The organism is Natrinema sp. LJW11 (assembly GCF_056135975.1).
In genome coordinates this window covers 380,070-400,704 of sequence record NZ_JBWBDM010000003.1, presented here as the reverse complement: position 1 = coordinate 400,704, position 20,635 = coordinate 380,070, and the positions used below count along the sequence as shown (strand labels likewise).

General features: G+C 60.3%; 22 protein-coding genes, 1 tRNA gene and 1 pseudogene. 10 read left to right on the top strand and 14 right to left on the bottom strand.

Annotation, left to right across the window (positions count from 1 at the left end; genetic code table 11):
* Positions 1-90 precede the first annotated feature (90 nt).
* Positions 91-597, bottom strand: a complete 507-nt coding sequence (locus AC0QDI_RS11025) for a PadR family transcriptional regulator (RefSeq protein WP_474668044.1) — start codon at positions 595-597, stop codon at positions 91-93.
* Between the two features lie 352 nt (positions 598-949).
* Between AC0QDI_RS11025 and AC0QDI_RS11020 the strand changes: the two genes are divergently transcribed.
* Positions 950-1,240, top strand: a complete 291-nt coding sequence (locus AC0QDI_RS11020; protein ID WP_474668042.1) for a MarR family transcriptional regulator — start codon at positions 950-952, stop codon at positions 1,238-1,240.
* 116 nt (positions 1,241-1,356) lie between these two features.
* Here the strand turns inward: AC0QDI_RS11020 and AC0QDI_RS11015 are convergent, their stop codons facing one another.
* The 3 genes from AC0QDI_RS11015 to AC0QDI_RS11005 form a co-directional block, all read right to left on the bottom strand.
* Entirely contained in the window at positions 1,357-1,911 is a 555-nt protein-coding gene (locus tag AC0QDI_RS11015; protein WP_474668040.1) for a hypothetical protein, read from the bottom strand.
* Positions 1,912-2,456: 545 nt separating this feature from the next.
* On the bottom strand, positions 2,457-4,232 hold the full coding sequence (locus AC0QDI_RS11010; RefSeq protein ID WP_474668038.1) for an AAA family ATPase: 1,776 nt from the start codon (positions 4,230-4,232) through the stop codon (positions 2,457-2,459).
* 118 nt (positions 4,233-4,350) lie between these two features.
* Positions 4,351-4,533, bottom strand: coding sequence for a DUF8053 family protein (locus AC0QDI_RS11005; protein ID WP_474668036.1), 183 nt, complete (start codon positions 4,531-4,533; stop codon positions 4,351-4,353).
* Positions 4,534-4,653: 120 nt separating this feature from the next.
* On the opposite strand from AC0QDI_RS11005, the pseudogene AC0QDI_RS11000 reads away from it, so the two are divergent.
* Positions 4,654-4,874 (top strand): annotated as a pseudogene (locus AC0QDI_RS11000) (hypothetical protein); the annotation flags it as partial.
* 22 nt (positions 4,875-4,896) lie between these two features.
* On the opposite strand, the gene AC0QDI_RS10995 reads toward AC0QDI_RS11000, so the two are convergent.
* Positions 4,897-5,292 carry a PIN domain-containing protein gene (locus tag AC0QDI_RS10995; protein ID WP_474668355.1) on the bottom strand — a complete coding sequence of 132 codons (396 nt, stop codon included), beginning with the start codon at positions 5,290-5,292 and terminating at the stop codon, positions 4,897-4,899.
* 276 nt (positions 5,293-5,568) lie between these two features.
* On the opposite strand from AC0QDI_RS10995, the gene AC0QDI_RS10990 reads away from it, so the two are divergent.
* Together AC0QDI_RS10990 and AC0QDI_RS10985 are read left to right on the top strand one after the other, a co-directional pair.
* Positions 5,569-6,462, top strand: coding sequence for a DUF8172 family protein (locus AC0QDI_RS10990; RefSeq protein ID WP_474668034.1), 894 nt, complete (start codon positions 5,569-5,571; stop codon positions 6,460-6,462).
* Between the two features lie 576 nt (positions 6,463-7,038).
* Positions 7,039-7,314 carry a hypothetical protein gene (locus tag AC0QDI_RS10985; protein ID WP_474668032.1) on the top strand — a complete coding sequence of 92 codons (276 nt, stop codon included), beginning with the start codon at positions 7,039-7,041 and terminating at the stop codon, positions 7,312-7,314.
* Between the two features lie 518 nt (positions 7,315-7,832).
* Here the strand turns inward: AC0QDI_RS10985 and AC0QDI_RS10980 are convergent.
* Positions 7,833-7,906, bottom strand: a tRNA-Tyr gene (locus AC0QDI_RS10980).
* Positions 7,907-8,031: 125 nt separating this feature from the next.
* On the opposite strand from AC0QDI_RS10980, the gene AC0QDI_RS10975 reads away from it, so the two are divergent.
* From AC0QDI_RS10975 to ftsZ, 3 genes are all read left to right on the top strand, one after another.
* A complete protein-coding gene (locus AC0QDI_RS10975; RefSeq protein WP_474668030.1) occupies positions 8,032-8,673 on the top strand; it encodes a double zinc ribbon domain-containing protein in 642 nt (213 codons plus the stop codon).
* 198 nt (positions 8,674-8,871) lie between these two features.
* Positions 8,872-9,051: a ribbon-helix-helix domain-containing protein gene (locus AC0QDI_RS10970; protein WP_098725804.1), complete on the top strand. Its 180-nt coding sequence runs from the start codon at positions 8,872-8,874 to the stop codon at positions 9,049-9,051.
* 2 nt (positions 9,052-9,053) lie between these two features.
* On the top strand, positions 9,054-10,244 hold the full coding sequence (gene ftsZ / locus AC0QDI_RS10965; protein WP_474668028.1) for a cell division protein FtsZ: 1,191 nt from the start codon (positions 9,054-9,056) through the stop codon (positions 10,242-10,244).
* A gap of 145 nt (positions 10,245-10,389) precedes the next feature.
* Here the strand turns inward: ftsZ and ncsA are convergent, their stop codons facing one another.
* The 3 genes from ncsA to AC0QDI_RS10950 all read right to left on the bottom strand — a co-directional run bounded on the left by ncsA (position 10,390) and on the right by AC0QDI_RS10950 (position 13,774).
* Positions 10,390-11,349: a tRNA 2-thiolation protein NcsA gene (ncsA, locus tag AC0QDI_RS10960; protein WP_474668026.1), complete on the bottom strand. Its 960-nt coding sequence runs from the start codon at positions 11,347-11,349 to the stop codon at positions 10,390-10,392.
* A gap of 68 nt (positions 11,350-11,417) precedes the next feature.
* Positions 11,418-12,809 (bottom strand): ABC transporter substrate-binding protein, encoded by a 1,392-nt coding sequence (locus tag AC0QDI_RS10955; protein WP_474668024.1) that lies wholly within the window; start codon positions 12,807-12,809, stop codon positions 11,418-11,420.
* 224 nt (positions 12,810-13,033) lie between these two features.
* Positions 13,034-13,774: an alpha/beta fold hydrolase gene (locus AC0QDI_RS10950; RefSeq protein ID WP_474668022.1), complete on the bottom strand. Its 741-nt coding sequence runs from the start codon at positions 13,772-13,774 to the stop codon at positions 13,034-13,036.
* A 133-nt stretch (positions 13,775-13,907) separates the two neighbouring features.
* On the opposite strand from AC0QDI_RS10950, the gene AC0QDI_RS10945 reads away from it, so the two are divergent.
* Both AC0QDI_RS10945 and AC0QDI_RS10940 read left to right on the top strand, forming a co-directional pair.
* The gene (locus AC0QDI_RS10945) at positions 13,908-14,381 is read left to right on the top strand and encodes a DUF4442 domain-containing protein (RefSeq protein WP_474668020.1); all 474 of its coding nucleotides are present in this window, start codon (positions 13,908-13,910) and stop codon (positions 14,379-14,381) included.
* Positions 14,382-14,516: 135 nt separating this feature from the next.
* The gene (locus AC0QDI_RS10940) at positions 14,517-15,206 is read left to right on the top strand and encodes a DUF7095 family protein (protein ID WP_474668018.1); all 690 of its coding nucleotides are present in this window, start codon (positions 14,517-14,519) and stop codon (positions 15,204-15,206) included.
* Positions 15,207-15,308: 102 nt separating this feature from the next.
* Here the strand turns inward: AC0QDI_RS10940 and AC0QDI_RS10935 are convergent, their stop codons facing one another.
* Entirely contained in the window at positions 15,309-15,668 is a 360-nt protein-coding gene (locus AC0QDI_RS10935; RefSeq protein ID WP_474668017.1) for a DUF7344 domain-containing protein, read from the bottom strand.
* A 138-nt stretch (positions 15,669-15,806) separates the two neighbouring features.
* On the opposite strand from AC0QDI_RS10935, the gene AC0QDI_RS10930 reads away from it, so the two are divergent.
* Positions 15,807-16,460, top strand: a complete 654-nt coding sequence (locus AC0QDI_RS10930; RefSeq protein WP_474668353.1) for a helix-turn-helix domain-containing protein — start codon at positions 15,807-15,809, stop codon at positions 16,458-16,460.
* 6 nt (positions 16,461-16,466) lie between these two features.
* Here AC0QDI_RS10930 and AC0QDI_RS10925 read toward each other — a convergent pair whose 3' ends face one another.
* The 4 genes from AC0QDI_RS10925 to AC0QDI_RS10910 form a co-directional block, all read right to left on the bottom strand.
* Positions 16,467-17,468 (bottom strand): arsenic resistance protein, encoded by a 1,002-nt coding sequence (locus AC0QDI_RS10925; protein WP_474668351.1) that lies wholly within the window; start codon positions 17,466-17,468, stop codon positions 16,467-16,469.
* A 127-nt stretch (positions 17,469-17,595) separates the two neighbouring features.
* Positions 17,596-18,384 carry an ABC transporter permease gene (locus AC0QDI_RS10920; protein WP_474668016.1) on the bottom strand — a complete coding sequence of 263 codons (789 nt, stop codon included), beginning with the start codon at positions 18,382-18,384 and terminating at the stop codon, positions 17,596-17,598.
* Entirely contained in the window at positions 18,377-19,381 is a 1,005-nt protein-coding gene (locus tag AC0QDI_RS10915) for an ABC transporter ATP-binding protein (RefSeq protein ID WP_474668014.1), read from the bottom strand. The genes AC0QDI_RS10920 and AC0QDI_RS10915 overlap by 8 nt, the downstream gene beginning before the upstream one ends.
* Positions 19,382-19,477: 96 nt before the next feature.
* Positions 19,478-20,545, bottom strand: coding sequence for a zinc-dependent alcohol dehydrogenase family protein (locus tag AC0QDI_RS10910; protein ID WP_474668012.1), 1,068 nt, complete (start codon positions 20,543-20,545; stop codon positions 19,478-19,480).
* Positions 20,546-20,635 lie beyond the last annotated feature (90 nt).

Below are 20,635 nucleotides of genomic sequence, written 5' to 3'. Positions count from 1 at the left end.
AGGTTGGCGACCGTGGTAGTCACCGTCCGGGACTACTTCGATCGCCCGGTCGGCGGCCGGCGTTCGGATGCGCCGGAGGACGGCCGATCGTCACGTCAGCCGCTCGCCGTCGTCGTCGAGGAGGATCCCGCAGTCGTCACAGCACCACCAGCCGACCAGCGGATCGCGTTCGGGCACCGCCGCGCCGCAGTCGGGACACCGTTTCGGCTTCTCGTCTCGAGTCTCGAGCATCCGTCTCCGAAGCTCGCTCGAGGTGGCTCCGGTCTCGGCGTCGCGATCGGTCGCGCCGATCCCGCAGGTGACCGCGAAGCGCTCGGCGCGCTGGATGAGGAGGGCGCGCCCCTCGTCGGTCAGGGCGTAGGTCGGCCGGTCGTCGGCTCCGGCGCGTTTCGCGAGGAGGTCGCGTCCGACGAGGGTCCGCAGGTTCAGCTCGAGTCGGGTTCGGGTGACGCTGGGATACCGGCGCTCGAGGGTGTGGACGATTCCGCGTTCGTCGCAGCACCGTCCGGTCCGCTCGCGGCGGGCGACGGCCTCGAGACAGTCGCGCTGGAAGGCGGTGAGTTCGATCCACGTCGGCGGTCGCGGGTCAGGGAGCAATTTGGATCACCTGCTGTATCATCGAGGAGGCACTAGTGCGGGTCGTGGCTCGAGCGTTACAGCGACGGCGAACCCCAAATCTTTGTGCTGGCGATACCTCCTGCCGTGTGTGGGATTTTCGTCCCACGGAACGCTCGAGATTCATTCTGGATCACGGAGCTTTCGCCGGACGGCGCTGCAACGCCGTCCGGTCTCAGTCACTCTGGAGAGTCATCTTCAGGTGACTCGACATCTCCGTGGAATTATGCACGGCCTCTTGGAACATGAATGTACCGAGAAATTATTTAGGCTCCGTTATCGTGTGTGGGGCACATTGCGGATGTTTAGATTCCTTCGACGCGTCTACGAGAGCATGCGTTACTCGGGAGACTGGATGTCGCTCGTGGACGACCGTATTCTGGAGTATATCCACGAACAGGATTCCGGTTCTCCGAAGAAAATGATGGAGGAAGGCCGAATCCGCTATTCTCGCCAGCACATCGCCCGACGATGTCGGACGCTTGCAGAGAAGGGGTTACTCACCCACCTTGGGAATGGCGTATACGTCATTACGGATGACGGCGAAGCGTACCTCGAGGGAGAACTCGACACAGAGACGTGGACTCAAGTTGAGGAGAGCGTAGAGAACAGCAATTCTAGCTGATCTGTGAATTCCGTACGAGATTGGCGGATTCCACACTGGATCATACACGGTCAGCTTTCTGGTTTCGTCGGGTAGATTGAGCAACTATTCAAACCTTCTCTGGTTGAACCTGACCCTTAATTTTCATAATTGAACTTAATTTCAAGCCCTAAATGAGAAAATAGCCAATCTGTAGCTGCAAGTACGCCAGCAGTGAGGAGAAACATTGCCGAGAAAAAACTTGCCAGAAGGCCAGACTGGAATAAATGGTCGGTATTGATCCATGGAATCCCACTTAGAGAGACATCGTATGCAAGCGCAACGGTACCTGCAGATGTTAAAACAGCAGTCACTATCCCAAATAGAATTCCTAGTACTGCCGATTGAAGGCTTATTTTGTCGCGTATAAGCCTGAGAACCGGATATTGTGCGGATATAGGTTCCTCAACCTCCGTCTCGAGCCACCATAGCTTTGTTCGGCCGGGTTTTCGAGACGCTACAACCCCTTCATCTTCAAGATCATCTAATCGTCGACGTATCTGGCGTCCACTGAGATCTAAATGGTTCGCGATTTCTGGTGTCGTGAGAATCGTATGGTCCTCCTGAGCAAACGCGTTGAATATACCCTCGTTTTGTTCTTTCAGGTGAGGGTCAACATCGTTCATCTTTTCGCGGTCTGTTGAAGCAGCCATGGTGTCCTTATCCAGACACGGTCTTGTCCGTGTCCCAATCCGGAATGTCCATGTCTCAGTGAAGTCGCCCGCTCCCCCTTATAATTTCCTAGCCAGTTGAGGCTAATCCGCAATGTTGCAAAGGAAGATAGGCCAACTTCGACTGACTCGGCTGATGAATACAGGGCTCTTAGGAAAGGGAGACACGAATGTCTGAGGAACCACTGGCGATCGGATCGGTCCTACTTGGGAGTGGGATTCTGATGACCATGATAGACTCGACAATTGCAACGCTGATAGATGTCCACATCAAGGGGTGGGCATGGCTACTCATTATAGTCGGACTCGCCGTTATCGTTGTGCGATTATCAACAATGGTTCAACGATAGAGCGTAACCGATACCGGTCAGTTGTCCTCGCTTCTCCCTTTTAGCCCAAGAAATCCTGAAAGATGAATTATAACCTGACAATCTCTCTGCCTTATAGAAAATCGTCTTTAAAGACCGGTTTCGGGGACACCGTTTCCAAATTTTATCTATTCTACGACACTTTCGCTTTTAATCTTGTTATGAATTCGATGTTTTAACTGTTGTAAGGAATTCTCGTGTCTCTTCAGGTAGGTCATCAGAATCTATCTTTCTCGCGGTCATACGAAGAAGTCGTTCTGTCTTAATGTTAAATCTGTTAGAGACCTCTGACAATATTTTCTTCCCATGAAGCTTCCCATATTCTTTATTTTTAGCAGATTCTTCCACCTTCTTCTCAATAATGGAATAGCTATCTACTCCAGATAGTCGATTTCTAACCGCATTTTTTGCAAAATCCTCTATATCGGAGAATCCTTCTGACTTTTGGTAACCCTTGTAGTCAACATTAACCGGATTAAACTGCTCGTTCCACCGTAGTTGTGCTTCTTTCTGAATGAAATCGTCTTCATTCACAATTTGCTCCAATAATCGTTTGATATCGTCCGGTGTATTCCATTTTGTTTGGTATAGTTCATCTCCTAAAACATCATCGAGGGTGGAAAATAATGCAATAGGATTAATAACTAAATTTTCAACCATAGTAACTGGTAGGGTGTGAATATTGTTATTCACTCTATCACTCAGGGACAAATCACGATCTCGATCAACAATCGCATATAATTCTATATTAGATTCTCTTAATTCTGGCACTAATTCGTTGAATGCCCCATCGAGCCCAATTATTGGTTCTTTGCCTCCAATGGGGACTATTGTTGTTGTTCGATCTAGGTCTTCATCAATCCGGTTGAATACTTCTCTATCAGTATCCCCTTCTACAAGTAGTAAATCTTCGCCAGAAGTCAGCACGGATAAACCGATTTCTTCACTGATGATTTCCTCAAGTTCTGACGGTAGCTTAGAAGCAGGCTTTAATTGATTCTCTCCGTCAATCTGATCAGGATAAAATAGGTAATACAGTGATTCCCGAGCAACATTATCAATTATCGCAGTTGAGTGAGACACCATTATTATTTGGGTTTCTATGCCATATTCACTATCTCCCTCAATATAATCTTCCAGATAATTCAAGAACTTTAGTTGTAGTTGGGGATGCATATATGATTCAGGGCCATCAAGTAACACAACAATATTACGATCGTCAATGGACTCATCCCTGGCCTCAGCAATTCTATTAGATAAAATAGGTCCTAAGAAACAGAATACAATAGCTAATAGATCTCTTTCGCCAGAACTTAATTTCTCATATTTTACTACGTCACCTGTTCGGTTTCGAAATAGAATTCGGTACTCCCCGTCTTTCCTCTCTATTTCCTCAAATTGTACTCCAGGAAGGAGTCGATCTACTGCGTCCTCAATTGGATCATAGATATTCGGAAGATCCTCTTTGTTCACTTCCCCTTCTCGATCAACTATTGACGTGGTAATATCGCTTCTATCCCGATAAAAGTCAACTAACTCTCTCTGGACTTCATAATAGGGTGCATAGTCCGCTTGAAAACGGGATCGGTCTCGAATAGATCTCAAAAGATTTGGCAGGTCGGATGAGGTTCCTGCTCTGTAGCGATCACTTCCCATTGATTCAATGAAACCATCAGAACTGGTTCTTGTGATAGTCGCATCATCTAACTCAATTTCTGCAGGTGCGCGATGAGGAGAAACATAGACCGGTCTCGCCATACCGTCAACCTCAATATGATTCATTGTTGGATTCTGGAGCTTTTCTCTTAAATCCTCCAGGAGAGTTGATTTCCCAACACCATTTGGACCTGCTATGACCATTAGATTAGGAATGTCATTTGCCTCAGCAAGATTTAACGCATCCACGTCAGCAATACTGAATCTATTTACAACCACAAATAGTAAGTATTTATTGACGTGTATTAGTTCTTGGGAAATGATATCTATGGCTAATACTATCTTTTATAGAGGAATAGTACAGATGGTGGCTGAAGTTTAGATCCACTGTCGCGTTCTACGTGTCTATCTGTGGGTACTCATTTGGACCAATGACAGACACTTTTCCCCTCCCCGTACCTGTCCGCGTCACCCGCACTGGTTGATCTTTCACATTGCCGTCCTCGTCTACCAATCCGAGCGCCCGAAGCTCTCCCTTCGGGAGTACAACACCGCCCGACGTACGACCAATTTGTGTCAACTGGCGGATCAGAATGGCTACGTTCCTAACTGGTGCTGAATCTGTCTAAACATTGGTTTCAGCAGTACGAGACTATGATATCCCCGACCGCTATCACTCGCTCTCGAGTCCCATCGAAGCATGGGGACAGACAACCCGCCACCGACTAACGAAAACTCTATCGACGGGGTATATCATGCCCGGAATCTCCTCGCGATCGCCTTCGCGAGAGCTACCAGACTCGCCTGGGGACCGAACACCGCCGGCTGGTACTGGCATGACGAGTGGCCGGTCGTCTGGGTCGATACCCGACCGGCCAGAAGTCCTGGCACGTCACGCCCGACCTCGAGAATGCCCTTGAGACAGTTCCCTGCCGTTTAGGAGTCACTTTCCCCGAAGATTCGTCACCTGCATTGTGGACTCGAGCGCTGCAGTCTGAAAATCCGAATCCGCAACAACCAGCTGATCGCCGGTCGAGCGGGCGGTCGCCGCGATCAGTAGATCACGAACGGCCATCCGGTCGCCGTCGGCGAGGAGTTCGTCCTGCAGCCGAGCCGCCTCGAGCGCGATCTCCTCGTTGAACTCGAGGGAGTGGACGCCGCCGAAGTGCTGGCGCTCCGCCCGGAGATCGGTGTCGCCGCTGCCGAGCGTTCCGGCGAGGACCTCGTAGACACAGATCGCCGAGGTGAGAGACGGGTCGTCCCGTGATTCGACGAACGCGACGGTTTCGTCGACGCCCTCGAGCATGTCGATGATGACCGACGAATCGAGGAACGTCATCGTCGAAACTCTCGCGGGATCGATAGCGTCGCGGGCCCGGTCAGCGGTGTCCGAATCCCACGCACCGACGGTGATCGGCTCCTCGTCGCTTGCCAGTCGCTCGAGCAACTCGTCGAAGCTCTCGTCGTCGCGCTTGAGCCGATCGAGTTTCGCTGCGGTGGCTTCTCAAGCGTTGAATGAGCTACGAACAGTTCCGAAACTCTGGGTCCGCGGACACCACGAGACGCTACGGACAATGGTTATATCCGTCTCTCCTCGTAGTAGTAAACCAATCAGATGCCGACTCGAGTTGTCCATCAACACCATCCGGATGATAGCAACTATTCGCTCGAGGATGTCAGTACGGATCCGGATGCGTTTGCGGACAGACTCCGCGACCCAACGGCCGATGTTATGGTAATGGACTACTCGCTCTCGGGCGGAGACGTGCGTGTACTCTATACGTCGGGTGTGTCGGGAACGACCGACGATCTCGATCGGGAAATCAGTCCCGCTCAGTTGAAGGAAAACTTAGAGCCGATGGACCCGACGAGCCGAGTCATCGCTATCTGGTTACTCCAGTTCTTCGCCGAGATGCAACAGGAAGAACAGGAGAACGGGAGTGAACTTGCGATCTACAAGAACCTCGAGATCGAACGAGTCCCCGAAGCGGTCGATCACGTTTCGTGGGACGGGTCGGCGACGGACGTTGCTGGTAGCCTGATGTCGAATCTGATCCTGAGGCACTCGCTTCCAAACGCGAATCACCGAACGGGGATCACGATGGCACAGACCTATCTCGAGGCGGCAGGGGCCGATTTTGAAACGCCGAAAACACACACCGAAGAGTACGAATGGCGTGAGTGGGTCGATCCCTATATCGTCGAATCAAAGCGGCTGCTGACCGTTCGGCGACACAATCTGTACTTCCTCACGTTGAAACAGAACGGGTGTGAGATCGTCCGCCGAAAGCATGGCATCGAGATCCCCCTCGAGGACTACGACCTCGATATGTACTACTACGAGGCATGGGAGAAATACGCCGAATTGCACGAAGCACACTGCATCGAATTCGTGGAGGAACTGGCCATTCGAGGTGAGGAAGCAAACCTCGTTCAGGAACCGGCACTATCCGAAGCGGGATTTATCGACTTCCTGCGCACCGAAAACGGTAGCTCTGAAGCGGAATAAGAATTAGTCGCGGAGGTGCGCGTTCGATCGCGCCAACTCCCGGAGCCGCTCGTTGTCCGGGATATCGTACTGTTCACTAACATCGCGAACAGCTTCTTGTAGGGTCATGGTTGCTGTGAGTTTCTATGGGAGTGCTATAGATAAAACTTCTCGACAACGATAGCCACTCGAGCACGCTGCCGAACCGCCAGCTCGCCCACGATGTCCGTGGTCCGATCGATGAGCTGACTCGAGTTCGGATCAAACGCGACCGACGGCGTTCGCGACGAGCACGCAGACCGCCGTTGTCGTGAAGAGCAGCGACTCGAGACGGTGCGATCTCGCCGGATCGTCGTAGCAGTGCTTCCGAAACCATGCGGGTCACGCGAACGAGTGGGCAACGGGATACTCGGAATCTCTATGTAAACGACAGAGGAGACGGCCGAGTCGGCTCTCAGCTAAAGACTGTAAGACGTACTCGCTCGCCCGCTGCGCTCGAGTCACACGACTGTCCGCCGGAAGCGCCACAGTATGGGCGGTTCTCTCGGATACTACCGGTCGAAACATATATTATTACGAGATAGTCATCTCTAGCAGATGTCGCCCTCCAGACCGTTCTTCGATCCCGATACCGGCGAGCTCGATACCGCTCCGCTTCTCGAAGAAGCGATCCCCCTGACGAGACTCATCGGGGCCATCGTGTTGGTTGCGCTCGTCCCGCTCCTCTTTCGGGCCGTCTTTGACGGCCTCTTGGGGTTGACCTCCGGACTCGGCTTTCTGTACCTGCTCGCGAGCCAGTTCATCCTCGCAGTCGGCACCGGACTCGTCTTGCTCTACGTCATCGTCCGCGCGAACCAGATCCTCGACGAGTGAGTTGCTGTCGGACGCAGATCGGATGACGATCGGGACTAACTGGAATACAATCGGCGAGGACCGTTCCGCGACTGCGTTCTCTCTCGACTCGACGGTGTCCTCACCGTCGGCGTACCGCATCGGCAGTACGATCACCCAGACAAGCTGGGTCCTCGTCCACACCGAATCGGAGCCCTCGCTCTCGAGGGGCTTGCTGCTCTCGTCGAGGACGGCGCGGACCCCGCCACGATCTGTGTTTGACTCAGAATTTGTGCCCGTCTCGAGAGGGGTGAAAACGTAAGACGCGGCTATTCAGTGTCTGCTCGGAATCGAGAGGACGGAAGTTCGCCCTCCCACTGCTCACGACGTTTCCAGGAGAAATCCGCCCTCCCCGATTTGAACAGCTGGAAGACGTTCCGACTCGCCTCGCTTCGCTCGGCTGCGTGGGCGTGCGACTTCCATGTTCAAAATCGTGTCGCGGTCTCCTTTTACGACGACCGGTCCGCTCGCTCCGCTCGCGGTGTTGGTCGTCGTAAAAGTCCGCCCTCCCCGATTTGAACGGGGGGCAAGTCGATCTACAGTCGACTGCTCTACCAGTCTGAGCTAAGGGCGGGCACCCAAACGTAGCCGCCGTGGTACACATAAGGGTTATTATTCGAGACTGGACGAACGTGTAACTGAGCCTGAACAGCAGAATGATTGATATAGGTGGGATGATAACGTGGGGGTACTTCGGCCATGAGCAAGATCACGTTCCGCGCGGACGACGACCTCGTCGAGCAACTCGAGGAACTCGACGCCTCCAAGAGCGAGGCGATGCGAGAGGCGCTCAGATCGTACCTCGAGGGGAGCGACGAGGCGACGGACGGCGCGGACCGCTCGGAATCGGACCGCGGACGGACGGACGTGATCGACGAACTCGTTCGCACGCGTGTGGACGACCGACTCCGGGAACTCGGCATCGATCGCGCGGGCTCGCACACACGAGACTCACCGACGTCGCCCGAACCGCAGGACGTCAACGTCTCGATCTCGCTCGAGGGGGCGGCGGTCCACTCGAGCGAGCGGAACGCGCAGTCGAGCGGCCACCGCCAGACCGGTGGGCGCGACTCGACTCGGAACGACGGAGAGACGGCGGGGGCTCGCGAACGCGCGGAGACGCAATCCGCCGACGGACGAGACGGCGGCCGGCAGTGCAACCAGTGTGGCGACCGACTCGACGGCGATCACATGTACTGCCCCAACTGTGGTGAGAAGGCCTCCCGACGACTGTTCTGTGAGTGTGGTGACGAGGTCCGATCCGACTGGTCGTTCTGTCCCGGCTGCGGTCGTCGGACGCCCGCGGCGGACGTCCTCGAGTCCGACGGGACGCAGTTCTGACCGGTGTAAGACGAAGAGAGTCACTGTCGACGAAAGTTTTATTATCCATGCCGGTCATCGAGTTATTCGCGTAAGACGGATTGTCTTACACTCGTCGAAAAGACGGGAAATCGCCCGATGACGGGCGGTTCAAACGTAAGACACGCCGCGTCTGACAGGGGCGCGCCACCGTCTTACCCCACAACGGGGAATACAATCATGGAGCGTGTGACACTGCGAATCCCGAAACAGCAGATCGATGAAGTAGAGCAATTAGTCGACTCGGGCGAATTCCCGAACCGGAGCGAAGCGATCCGCTCGGCCGTCCGTGAGATGATAAACGAACAAGGGGACGGCCCCACGGACCAATCCGGCAAACGCAACTGGGCCAAGGTGTAACGATGCAGGATATCGTCCAGGACGCCTTGGAGAACGCGGAGGAAGAAGCCCGGGAGATGGACGCCTCGATGGACGACGACGACGAGTTCGGGGAGCCCCGAATCGTCATCGTCGGCGCGGGCGGTGCCGGCAACAACACCATCAACCGACTGTACAACATCGGCGTCGACGGCGCTGACACCGTGGCGATCAACACGGACAAGCAGCACCTCAAGATGATCGAGGCCGACACGAAGATCCTCGTGGGCAAATCGCTCACGAACGGGCTCGGCGCCGGCGGCGACCCCTCGATGGGCGAGCGCGCGACCGAGATGGCCCAGGGCACGATCAAGGAGGTTCTCGGCGACGCGGACCTCGTGTTCGTGACCGCGGGGATGGGCGGTGGCACCGGCACGGGTGCCGCCCCCGTCGTCTCGAAGATCGCCAAAGAGCAGGGTGCGATCGTCGTCGGGATGGTCTCGACGCCGTTCAACGTCGAGCGCGCCCGCACGGTGAAAGCCGAGGAAGGCCTCGAGAAGCTCCGCGAGCAGGCCGACTCGATCATCGTCCTCGACAACAACCGACTGCTCGATTACGTCCCGAACCTGCCGATCGGCAAGGCGTTCTCGGTGATGGACCAGATCATCGCCGAAACCGTTAAGGGTATTTCCGAGACGATCACCCAGCCGTCCCTGATCAACCTGGACTACGCGGACATGTCCACGATCATGAATCAGGGCGGCGTCGCGGTGATGCTCGTCGGCGAGACCCAGGACAAGAACAAGACCGACGAGGTCGTCAAAGACGCGATGAACCACCCGCTACTGGACGTCGACTATCGCGGCGCGTCCGGTGGGCTCGTCCACATCACCGGCGGCCCCGACCTCACGCTGAAAGAGGCCGAGGGAATCGCGGACAACATCACCGAGCGCCTCGAGGCCAGCGCAAACGTCATCTGGGGCGCCCGGATCCAGGAGAACTACAAGGGGAAAGTTCGCGTCATGGCGATCATGACCGGCGTCCAGAGCGCACAGGTGCTCGGACCGACCACCCAGAAGCAGGCCGACAAGTCCCGACAGAGCATCGAGGGCCTGAACGATGCCGACTTCGACGCGAGCAAGAACGTCGAAAAGACGGGGAAAGAATACGGCGCGCAGAGCGACGGCGGCCGCGAAACCGTCGACCGACAGAACGGCGTCGACGTGATCCGCTAACGGCACTCAGCCGAACCGCCGGTTCGTCTCGCTTTCCGAACGGTCTTCTTCGAACGACGTCGACTGAGCGGCGAGTCACTGACTCGGTATTCGGCGAAAACGCGATGTAAACGCGCTAAACGCGCAGGTTTTCGAACGCAGTGGATCAGGCGAGTGACTCGAGCAACGAACACTTGCGGCAGACCTCTCGCGTCGTCGTCGAACCGCACTCGACGCACTCCCGGAGGTCGGCCCCGTCGTCGCCGGCGTACTTTTCGGCGGCGATCGATGCCAGTTCCTCGTATCCCGAGAGGATCGAGTGCCGGGTTCCGGGATGGTTCTCTTCGAGGTCGTAGACGAGTTGCTGGATCTCGCCGCGGTACGCCTCGCTGGCGTGGGGGCACTCGGTGATGTGGGCGGGGAGGTCCTCGACGTGGGCGTAGAGGGCGACCTCTTTCTCGGGGACGTCCCGAAGCGGCTTCGCGCGCGGGACGAACTCGTCTTGTTCCTCGCGCTCTTCCAGCGGGCCGAGGCTGGCGTCGAAGTGTTTCGCCATCTGTTCGACGTCGCCCTCGAGGACGTTCATCAGCGCTGTCTGGGCCTCGTCGTCGAGATTGTGGCCCGTCAGGAGGAGGTCGGCCTCGAGCGCGTCGGCGTACTCCGAGAGGAGGTCTCGCCGGAAGACGCCGCAGTAGGCACAGGGAGCCATGTTTTCGGGGTCGTCTTCGACGACGTCGTCCATCCGGACGCCGAACTCCTCCTCGTAGCTGACGAGTTCGTGGCGGATCCCCAGTTCCTCGCTGAGTTCGACGCAGGCCTCGACCGACTTGTCGCGGTAGCCCTCGATCCCTTCGTGAATCGTCAGGCCGACGAGTTCGATGCGGGGGTCCTCGGCGAACGTGTCGTGGAGAATCTGCGTGAGAACGACGCTATCTTTCCCGCCGGAGAGGCCGATCACCCAGGTCTGTGGGTTCTCCGGCGTTATGTCGTGGGGGACGAGATCGTCCCGCCGGATTCGGCGGCGCACCCGCTTTTCGACCGACTCGCGGAAGTGGTCCGGACAGAGGTGGGCTCCGGAGTACGCGGCGTGCATGATCGCCTCCTCGTTGCACCGATTGCAGTCCATTAGCGGTCCGTTGTCGGTCGCCGCCCATCACGGTTTCGTTGCCGAGCATGATCCCGTCCGACGCCGCCCTACAGCCACGGTGAAACCCGGTGACCTGCGGTCGCGTGTTCTTGCGGGAAGACACACTCCCGTCGGCCGCCGCCGCTGCCGTCCGGTTGCCACTGGATCACCGGATAGTTCGTGATCCGCCCGTTCCCATCGCGCACCGGTCGGACGTCGTGCGGGTACGCCCCGTCCTCGCCGTACAGCGAAATCTCGCCTGCAGCACCCGCGTACTCGAGGGAGAGCATCGCGTCGACGATGGCGTCGAGATCGGTTCGGTAGTCGAGCGTCCCGGCGTCGGCGACGGCCTGCGCGTAGAAGTGGATCGCGTCGTACGTGCTCACTCCCGTCTCCAACGGCTTGCCCGGCGCTTCGTCGCCGGCCGCGTCCTCGTAGGCGTCGACGAACGCTAGCGTCTGATCCGTCAGATCGACGATCCCACCGCCCCCGGCATGGCCGGTCGTCTCGTACGAACAGGCGCCCCTCGTTCGCTCCCAGAAGTCGGGGACCATCGAGGCGTAGTGGATGCCTTCGATCGAAAACGGGTACATATCGGTAACCCACTGCGTCTGCAGTTGCCCTGCCGAATCGACGAACCGGAAGAGCGCGTCCGCAGCTTCCGTTTCGATATCCTCGAGTATCGGTCGATAGTTGCTAACGCTGCTGGAGACGGTCTCTTCGTACACGACCCCCAGTCCTCGAGATTCGACCTCGTCGGCGAACCGATCGCGGAACGGAGCGGTCCACGCCGCGTCCTCGGAGAGGTGGGCGAACTCGGTCCAACCGTGTGCGTCCGCGAGGAACACGGCGTAATCGCCCATCAGTTCGGCTCTGAAGTTACCGTTGAGCGGCCCCGTTCGAAAGACGTTCTTGTACCGGGCGTACGCCTCGCCGACTGTTTCCTCGAGGATCGCCGTCGATCCCGTTCCGGTGAGAAGACACGGAACGTCGTTCTCGGCGGCAACATCGACGATTCCGCGGGCCACTGACGTCGTACTCGCCCCGACGAGGACGTCGACGTCGTCCTCGTGAACGAGACGATCGGCGGCTTCCAACGCGATCGTGTGGTCTCTGCGGGTCCCTTCGGATACCAGCCGAACGCGGCCGTCGAGCACGCCCCCGTTTTCGTTGCGTTCGGCGACCGCGACTTCGGCGCTTCGTTGCGATCCAACCCCGATCGGCAGTTCCAGCGGGGCGAGATGGCCGATCTTCAATGCCACCGTGTCGTCGGACGGTTTGCCGTCGTCGGTCTCGTTCCCGCTCGAGTCCGTATCGGCATCCGTCGGTTCCGCGTCATCGCTGCAGCCGGCGATTGCCGTCGGTATCGCACCCGCTCCAGCGATTCGGAGGACCGTTCGACGATCGGTCCGGCTTCGGCGTCGTCCCGTCGACCTGCGTTCCGTCGGCCCCCTGACCATATCGCTCTCACTATTGTTTCAATTTATATTAAATTATTCTCATCTGAATAGTCCGCGACCGTCGTGCTCTCGCTATCGGACTGAGCGAGCGCGAGGCAGTTCACGGTCCGGCGTCCCTCGTCGCCGGGTGATCGCGGCTCCTCATACGGACTGCTGACAGTCAGTTCCGGTGCGACCGCGAGACGGCCTGCGGTCGCACCGGTACATCGGGACAGCAGACCGTATCAGGCCGGGACTGGATCCGTCTCTTCTTCGGGCCCGTCGTCCGACTCGACGGCCTCGGCGCCGTCCTCGAGGGCCGCCAACAGCGTGTCGACGTGTCGCTCGCGGCTCCCGGACGAGAACAGTTCGTGGCCGCCGTCGTACAACACGACGTGTTCGGCCGGAACGCGCTCGCCGATCGCCCGGAGACTGACGACCGGATCCCGCAGCGAACAGAAGACGACGGCGTCGTGATCGATCGTCAGGAGCTCGTCCTGCGCGCGGCGAGTCTCTCGGACGAACGCCGGCGAAACCCACGACGGCGTCGTCGCGATCTGGTGGTCGGTGGCCTTCGAGCCGAGCGCCGCTCGATCCATGTCGCCGACGGGGAGACACGGGAACGTGGTCGGCAGTTTCGACACCGCCTCGAGCAACGGCTCCGGGAACGAACTGCCGTACCCCCACCACGGACTCAGGTAGACGTGGTTGTCCGCGCCGTCGAGGGCCTGTGCGACGAGCGCACCCGCGCTGTGACCGAGCAGCTGATACCCCTCGAGGTCGCGGACGTACTCGGCGACCGGCTCGAGCCAGTCGGCTTTGAAGTCGTCGATGTTCGTGGGGAGTTCGAACGCGTGGACCCGGTAGCCGGCCTCGGTCAACTGCCCGATAAGCCAGCTAACGTTCTCGTGGGTCCAGCGGTTACCCCAGCCCATGACGAAGACGAGCTCCTCGTCGCCGTCCTCGTTGAAGATCCGGTGTCGCATGGTGTTTCGTTCGCCGGGAAACGGTAAAAATCTGCTTGCGTGACACAAGTGGTGCCGGTAGCGTCGGATCCAACGGTCGAACACGTGCTCGGCGTTTGCAAACGGCTTTCGGCGACCCTGAGAGAAGTGGGGCATGCTCGAGTCACTGCGCGCTCGTCTCTATCGGATCGGGTTTAACCTCTTTCCGGCCTACCGCGGAACGGGTGCTCGCGTCACCCATATCGCTCCCGACTGGACGGAGGTCCGCGTGAAGCTCCCGCTGAACTGGCGGACGAAGAACTACGTCGGGACGATTTTCGGGGGAAGCATGTACGCTGCCACCGACCCGTTTTACATGATGATGCTCCTGAAGAACCTCGGCGACGGCTACGTCGTCTGGGACAAGGAATCCGAGATCCGGTTCAAAAAACCCGGTCGGGAGACGCTGTACGCGACGTTTACGATAACCGACGAGGAGATCGAGGCGATTCGCGCCGAACTCGCGGCTGCGGAAACCGATTCCGTCGACCGCCACTACACGGTCGACCTGGTCGACGCGGAGGGCTCCGTTCACGCGACCGTCCGAAAGACCGTCTACGTGACGACGGATCGGTCCAAGGGTGCCTGAACACGCGGACCCGAGACGGGGCGCTTCGATTCCGTCCGGCCGGCTCCGAGACGAACGCGTCGGGTCCGTTCCGGACGGCCGCCTCAGAGACGCTGACGGAAACCGTTTTGCGACTCGAGACCCCAGAATCGCGTAATGAGTGGATTCGAACGGGAGCGCGCGGTCGACCGCCTCGAGGGACTGGTCGACGCCGTCGAGGACGAGCGGATGCCGGTACCCGTTCGCGAGGTGTGGGCCGTCGGCGACGTGGCGCTCGGCCTCGATCCCGTCGAGCGACTGGACGTTTACGTCACCAAGGACATCCTCGTGCGCGACGACAGCGAGCCGACGGCCTCGAGCGCGGACGATGGCGGAGCGGATCCCGAGACCCGGTTCCGGGAGTCCCACGGCATCGAGGGCGTCGGCAAGACCGTCCGGGCCGACTGGGCCCGCGAGTACCCCGAACACCTGCGAGCCAACGCGAACGGCCACGCCGCGCCCGAGCAGTGTCTCGCGGCCCACCTCCTCGGGGACGACGAGCCGATCCACCTCGAGGTCTGTAACTCGCCGTTCGAGGACAACGTCACCCAGCGGCTTCGCGGGGCGCAGTTACGCGATGATTACACGCAGTTGCTCGATCCCCGCGGCGTCTGTCTCTGGGCCGACGGCACCAGAAGCGAAGAGGCGTTCCGGAAGCTCCGCGAGAGCGAGCTCGCCCTGCCGACGCTGTCCGCGGCGCTCGAGATGCTCGGGCTGGACGGTGACGAGTCCGAAGCGGCGGCCCGGGAGCTCCACGCCTGGCGCGAGCGACAGGACGGCGTGACGGTGCGCGGTGACGTGGTCTGACGCCAACGGCACCAGGTATCGTCGTCACTGAGACGAGTCACACGCTAATCGCATCGCTATCGTGCGATCAGGTGTACAGTGACCGTCGGCGACTCCGATCGCTCACACGTCCTGCAAGTCCGCGACCGTCGCACGGGCCCGCTCGAGGCGGTCCGCGATCGTCGCGCGATCGACGTGGACGACGTCGCTTTGCCGATCGTACTCGATGAGTCCGGCGTTGGCCAACTTCGGCAGATGGACGTGATGGAGTTCCAACGCGACGGTTTGCCGATCGGCGTCCGCCGCGACCGGTTCCGGTGCTCGTTCGACGACGTAGTCGACGAGTTCCTCGCGCGTAACGCGCGTCGCCTCCATCCGTACCGCGTACCGACAGAGGGACCGACGGCATGGATCACTCAACACGATAAACGACGAATCGATCGGATCGGGATCCTCGCTCCCTGCACCATCCCAGTCAGTCATCACCTCCCAATGGGCGGTTCTGTCGGATAGTGGCGGGGCGTAAGTATTCACGGTATTTATACGCCGTTCACGATCGTCCCCGAGAATCGGCCGAAACGGACAAGCCCCACCGATACGTTTCAGCGATATCTCATGACGATGCTCCTTGCGACGCTTCTCATCGACTATCCTATTCTCCGCGAAACGCTGTCGCGCGCTCCGAATACGAAAGTCACGTGGGAACAGTCGGACCTCACCAGAGACGATACACACCAGACGCTCGTCTGGGTCGACGGCGAGGTGGCGGCGTTCGACGCCGGTCTCGAGGCGGATCCGACCGTCAACGAACCCCTGCAGGTGGTCGAGTTCGACGACCGCCGCCTCTACCAACTCGAGTTAACGGACGACGGGGAGCGGGCGAGCGTCTATCCGACCGTGATCGAAGAAGCCAGTGTCTTACGGGAGGTGACCGCGACGCACGAGGGGTGGCGCTTCCACGCCACGTTCCCCAGTGAAGAGGCGCTCGAGCGGTTTCACGCCTTCTTCGCGGATCGGGATATCGCCGTCGAACTCCAGCAGTTACACGAAGGGCACGAGTTCACCGACGGCTCTCGGTACGGGCTAACGGAGCGCCAGCGCGAGGCGCTCGTCACCGCCGTCGACGCCGGCTACCTCCACATTCCGCGGTCGTGTTCGCTCGCCGAACTCGGAGAGCGGCTCGAAATTTCACCGAACGCGACGTCGGAGCGGTTCCGGCGCGGCGTCGAGACGCTCATCGAGAACACGGTGTACCCGGACGCGCAGTCGTCCTAACCCGTCTCACTCCTCCGGCGCGATGCCGGGTACCGAAACCGCGCCCGGAGACTCCGGAACGAGCCACGCCGGCACTACTCGAGTGAGGACGACCATGCCCGTTAGTTCCACGAGCGTTTGCGTGACGACGACCGCCGGTGCCAGCTCGTAGCCCGGCGGGAGCGCGAGCGCCAGCGGTAACACGACCAGCGAGTTCCGCGTCACGGCGGTGAAGACGAGCGCCCGGCTTTCACCGGTCTCAAGCCGAAGCACGCCGGCCGCCACTCGGCCGAGAACCGGCATGACGACGAGAAACGCGACGTACACCGGAACGACTGCCGCGATCTGCCCGATCGAATCCTGCACGCGGGGGAGCTGTGAGGCGATGACGACCAGCAGGGTCGCCCCCATCATCGGGACGGGAAGCCATCCCACCGCCGACTGCCATCGGCGTGCGGCGTCCGACCGCGTCGCCCCCACGTCGGTGAGCCACGCGAGCGCCAGCGGGAGCGCGATGAGGAGGAGAAACGCCTCGAGGAACGGTTCCGGCTCGACGGCGGCGGCGATCCGACTTCCCATGAACAGCCAGAGATAGACCGGCAAGAGGAGCAGTTGGAGAACCATCAGCGCCGGCGTCGCCGCGGTGACCTGCTCGGCGTCTCCCCCAGCGAGGTCGGTAAACGCGATCACGTAGTCGATACAGGGTGTCAATAGCACCATGAACGCGCCGACGAGAAGTACCGGCTCCGGCGGGAGAAACCGGGTGAGCCCGTAGACGACGATCGGGACGACGAGGAAGTTCACCCCGAGTGCGCCGGCCATGAACCGCCGGTTCGTAAACGCCGCTCGGAACCGGGCGAAGGGGATCTCGAGGAAGGTCGCGTACAGCAACACCGCCAGGACGGGAGTGATGAGTCGCTCGAAGAGCGGCGCAGTCGACGGCCGCCCCGCGCCGATTCCGACGGCGAGCGCGACCGCGACCGCGTAGACGAGAATCTGATGGCGCTGCAACCACTCGGTGGAACGCATCATTCGACCGTTGGCGGACGGATCGTAATAGCGCATCGGAGGCGCTCGCTGATACGGCTCGAACTCGGTCGGCGGCGCGGTCGCGTCGCTCGAGCGAATCGGACCGCGAGCGTCGGTTCCTCGAGTCTCACGGAAGGTCGCTCCGGCCGAACCAGAACTGGGCCGCGACCAGGAGGCCGAGAGTCATGGCGACGAGAATCCCCGCACCGGCGAGGTCGTACGTCCCCTCGAGCAGGACCGCGTTCGGGTCGTAGTAGCGCATGGGTGCGATCGCCCCGACGGCTTCGGCGTCGGTCCCGGACAGCAGCGACTCCGACAGGAACAGCGCGAAGGTGACGCCGAGGGCCACCCGCTGGGCGATCGCGGCCCGATCGAAGACGACCGACGCGAGCAGGCCGATCCCGGCGCAGGCGAACAGGTAGGGGATGGAGAGCAGGTGGACCGCGAGCACGTCCGCGGCGGCGAGGGGGTGATCGATCAGTCGCGCGCCGACGTAGACGACGAGCGGCGGCAGGACGTTCGCGCCGACGATCGGGACGGCCATCGCGGCGAAGCGCTCGGCGACGACTCGAGATCGAGAGATCGGCATCGACAACAGGACGTCCATCCGTCCCCGGTCGACGTCGTCGGCGATCGTCCCCGCCGTGGCGTAGGCCAGGTAGAGGCCCAGCAGGATGATCCACCCGAACGTGTAGAGTTCGAACGAGAGGAAGCCGCCCAGACTCGCCATCGTCTGGACGCCCATCACCTGCAAGATCGGCTCCGGATAGGCGGCCAGCAGCTGGTCGAGATCGACCTCGGCCTCGAAGGATGGGTACACCCAGATGACCATCGCCGCGAGCAGGGACAGCCCGATCGAGAGATAGAGCCCGCCGCGGATCCGGTGCCGGCCGTCGTAGCGCGTCAGTTCAAACATCGCCGTCACCTCCGACGCCGTCGTCTGTCGCGCCGGCACCGGCGGGGACTCGACCGCCAGCAGCCGAGCCGGCGTCCGTCCCCTCGTCGCCGTAAAACCGCATGAAGACCTCCTCGAGGGGCGCTTCCTCGATCGTGCAATCGTGCAATCGATACTCCCGAAGCCGCTCGAGTAAGGTGTTGATATCGCCGGTGAACGTGAACGCGTATTCGGTTCCGTCGCCCGATCCGGCGGTCGATCCGGCACCGCGCTCGGACCCGGACTCGAGGCCGTGGACCCCGTCGATCTCGAGGGCGCGACTCGGGATCGACTCGGCGGCGTGCAGGCGGACGAATTTGCCGCTCCTGTCGAGGAGCGATTCTACCGGTTCGACCGTCACGAGCCGCCCGTTCCGAATGACGCCGACGCGGTCGCACAGCTTTCGCACCTCGCTCAGGATGTGCGAGGAGAAAAACACCGTGAGTCCGCGCTCTCGCTCGGCCCGGAGGAACTCCGTAAACCGCTGTTGCAACAGGGGATCTAACCCGCTCGTCGGCTCGTCTAAGATCACCAGCTCGGGATCGTGCATGAACGTCGTCACGAGTCCCAGTTTCTGGACGTTCCCTCGGGAGTACTCCCGCACCGGCCGGTCCAGCGGCGGGTCGAACAGCTCGAGTAGCTCCCCGCTGCGCTCGTCGCCCTTGATCGACGCGTGCAGGTCGAGTATTTCGCGCCCCGTCGCCGTCTCGTCGAACGCCGGGCTGTCGGGGAGATAGCCGAGTCGGCGCTTCGCCTCGATGAGGTCCCCCTCGTCGGTGATGTCGCGGCCCAGCAGCCGCGCCGAGCCGGCGGTCGGCGAAATGAACCCCAGCAGCGTCCGGATCGTCGTCGTCTTCCCCGCGCCGTTCGGGCCGAGGTAGCCGAAGATCTCCCCTCGCTCGACGTCGAACGTCACGCCGTCGTTGGCGAGCACCTCCCCGTAGTCCTTCGTGAGCCCCTCGAGTTCGATCGCGGCCATACCGTCTCGGTTCGAGCGCCGTTCGTATGTATCCACAGGCCGAGGCCGCGCCGATCGGGTGATGCGGCGAGACGATTCGAGTACGGCTGCGTCGGCTCAGAACTCGGTACAGACCGGAATCCCCATCGTCTCGTACTCGCCGAGCCGGTCCATCACGTCGGGAACCTCCTCGAGCGCGCAGGTCTCCGTGACGATCTTGCCCGGATCGATCGTTCCGCCGTCCATCATTCGGAAGATGTCGTCGTACTCGTTCGGCGGCATCCCGTAGGAGCCGTAGAACTCCCGTTCGTCGGTGACCATGGTGTCGACCGGGACGGAAACGTCACCGCCCTCCTCGGACGTCGTCATCCCGATCTGGAGGTGTTGCCCGCCCTTGCAGAGCGAGTCGATCGAGTTCCGGACCGTCTCCGCGATTCCGAGCGCGTCGATCGAGACGTCCACGCCGCGGCTCATCTCGGTGATGGACTTGACGGTCTGGGGAACGTCGTCGACGCCCTCGGAGTCGACCGTCTCGATCGCACCGAGCTCTCGAGCTAACTCGAGCTTTTCGGGGACGACGTCGATCGCGATGACGTTCGCGCCCAGCGCGCTGGCGATGTGAACCGCGGAGAGGCCGACGCCGCCGCAGCCGTGGACGGCGACCCAGTCGCCGGGGGTGACGTCCACGCGGTGGACGATTCCGTGGAACGCGGTCGCGAACCGACAGCCCAACCCCGCGACCTCGGCGGGATCGACCGATTCGGGGACCGTCACGAGGTTCTGGTCGGCGTTCCGGACGGGGTACTCCTCGGCGAACGCGCCCTGCTGGAAGGGGACGAAGCCCATCGGCACCGATTTCTCGCAGATGTTCGCGCGGCCCTCCCGACAGTACGGACAGGTCCCGTCGCTCAGGTTGAATGGGTTTGTGACGAGGTCGCCCTCGCCGAAGCGCTCGACGCCGTCGCCGACCTCGACGATCCGGCCGACGGGTTCGTGGCCGAAGATCAGGCCCGGGGTGGGCACCAGTCCGATCCAGTCCCAGTCGCCCTGCCAGGCGTGCCAGTCGCTCCGGCAGATGCCGCAGGCTTCGGTTTCGACGACCACGCCGTTTTCCTCGCACTCCGGCCGGTCGACTTCCGCTACCTCGAGGGGTTCGTTCGCGCCCTGGAAGACTACTGCTTTCACGGCTACTCGAACGACGCCCTCTGCCATAAATATAATGATTAATAATTATATATTCTGCGGTGGCTGTCGCTGACGGGATGGTCGACAGCC

What these genes read in the sequence shown, in the direction of transcription:
- AC0QDI_RS10930 (WP_474668353.1), top strand. Translation starts at nt 15,807, where the DNA reads ATGCTCCTTGCGACGCTTCTCATCGACTATCCTATTCTCCGCGAAACG.
- AC0QDI_RS10935 (WP_474668017.1), bottom strand. Translation starts at nt 15,668, where the DNA reads ATGACTGACTGGGATGGTGCAGGGAGCGAGGATCCCGATCCGATCGAT.
- AC0QDI_RS11020 (WP_474668042.1), top strand. Translation starts at nt 950, where the DNA reads ATGCGTTACTCGGGAGACTGGATGTCGCTCGTGGACGACCGTATTCTG.
- AC0QDI_RS10945 (WP_474668020.1), top strand. Translation starts at nt 13,908, where the DNA reads ATGCTCGAGTCACTGCGCGCTCGTCTCTATCGGATCGGGTTTAACCTC.
- AC0QDI_RS10990 (WP_474668034.1), top strand. Translation starts at nt 5,569, where the DNA reads ATGCCGACTCGAGTTGTCCATCAACACCATCCGGATGATAGCAACTAT.
- AC0QDI_RS10925 (WP_474668351.1), bottom strand. Translation starts at nt 17,468, where the DNA reads ATGCGTTCCACCGAGTGGTTGCAGCGCCATCAGATTCTCGTCTACGCG.
- AC0QDI_RS10995 (WP_474668355.1), bottom strand. Translation starts at nt 5,292, where the DNA reads ATGACGTTCCTCGATTCGTCGGTCATCATCGACATGCTCGAGGGCGTC.
- AC0QDI_RS10970 (WP_098725804.1), top strand. Translation starts at nt 8,872, where the DNA reads ATGGAGCGTGTGACACTGCGAATCCCGAAACAGCAGATCGATGAAGTA.
- ftsZ (WP_474668028.1), top strand. Translation starts at nt 9,054, where the DNA reads ATGCAGGATATCGTCCAGGACGCCTTGGAGAACGCGGAGGAAGAAGCC.
- AC0QDI_RS10985 (WP_474668032.1), top strand. Translation starts at nt 7,039, where the DNA reads ATGTCGCCCTCCAGACCGTTCTTCGATCCCGATACCGGCGAGCTCGAT.
- AC0QDI_RS10975 (WP_474668030.1), top strand. Translation starts at nt 8,032, where the DNA reads ATGAGCAAGATCACGTTCCGCGCGGACGACGACCTCGTCGAGCAACTC.
- ncsA (WP_474668026.1), bottom strand. Translation starts at nt 11,349, where the DNA reads ATGGACTGCAATCGGTGCAACGAGGAGGCGATCATGCACGCCGCGTAC.
- AC0QDI_RS11015 (WP_474668040.1), bottom strand. Translation starts at nt 1,911, where the DNA reads ATGGCTGCTTCAACAGACCGCGAAAAGATGAACGATGTTGACCCTCAC.
- AC0QDI_RS10920 (WP_474668016.1), bottom strand. Translation starts at nt 18,384, where the DNA reads ATGTTTGAACTGACGCGCTACGACGGCCGGCACCGGATCCGCGGCGGG.
- AC0QDI_RS10915 (WP_474668014.1), bottom strand. Translation starts at nt 19,381, where the DNA reads ATGGCCGCGATCGAACTCGAGGGGCTCACGAAGGACTACGGGGAGGTG.
- AC0QDI_RS10950 (WP_474668022.1), bottom strand. Translation starts at nt 13,774, where the DNA reads ATGCGACACCGGATCTTCAACGAGGACGGCGACGAGGAGCTCGTCTTC.
- AC0QDI_RS10955 (WP_474668024.1), bottom strand. Translation starts at nt 12,809, where the DNA reads ATGGTCAGGGGGCCGACGGAACGCAGGTCGACGGGACGACGCCGAAGC.
- AC0QDI_RS10940 (WP_474668018.1), top strand. Translation starts at nt 14,517, where the DNA reads ATGAGTGGATTCGAACGGGAGCGCGCGGTCGACCGCCTCGAGGGACTG.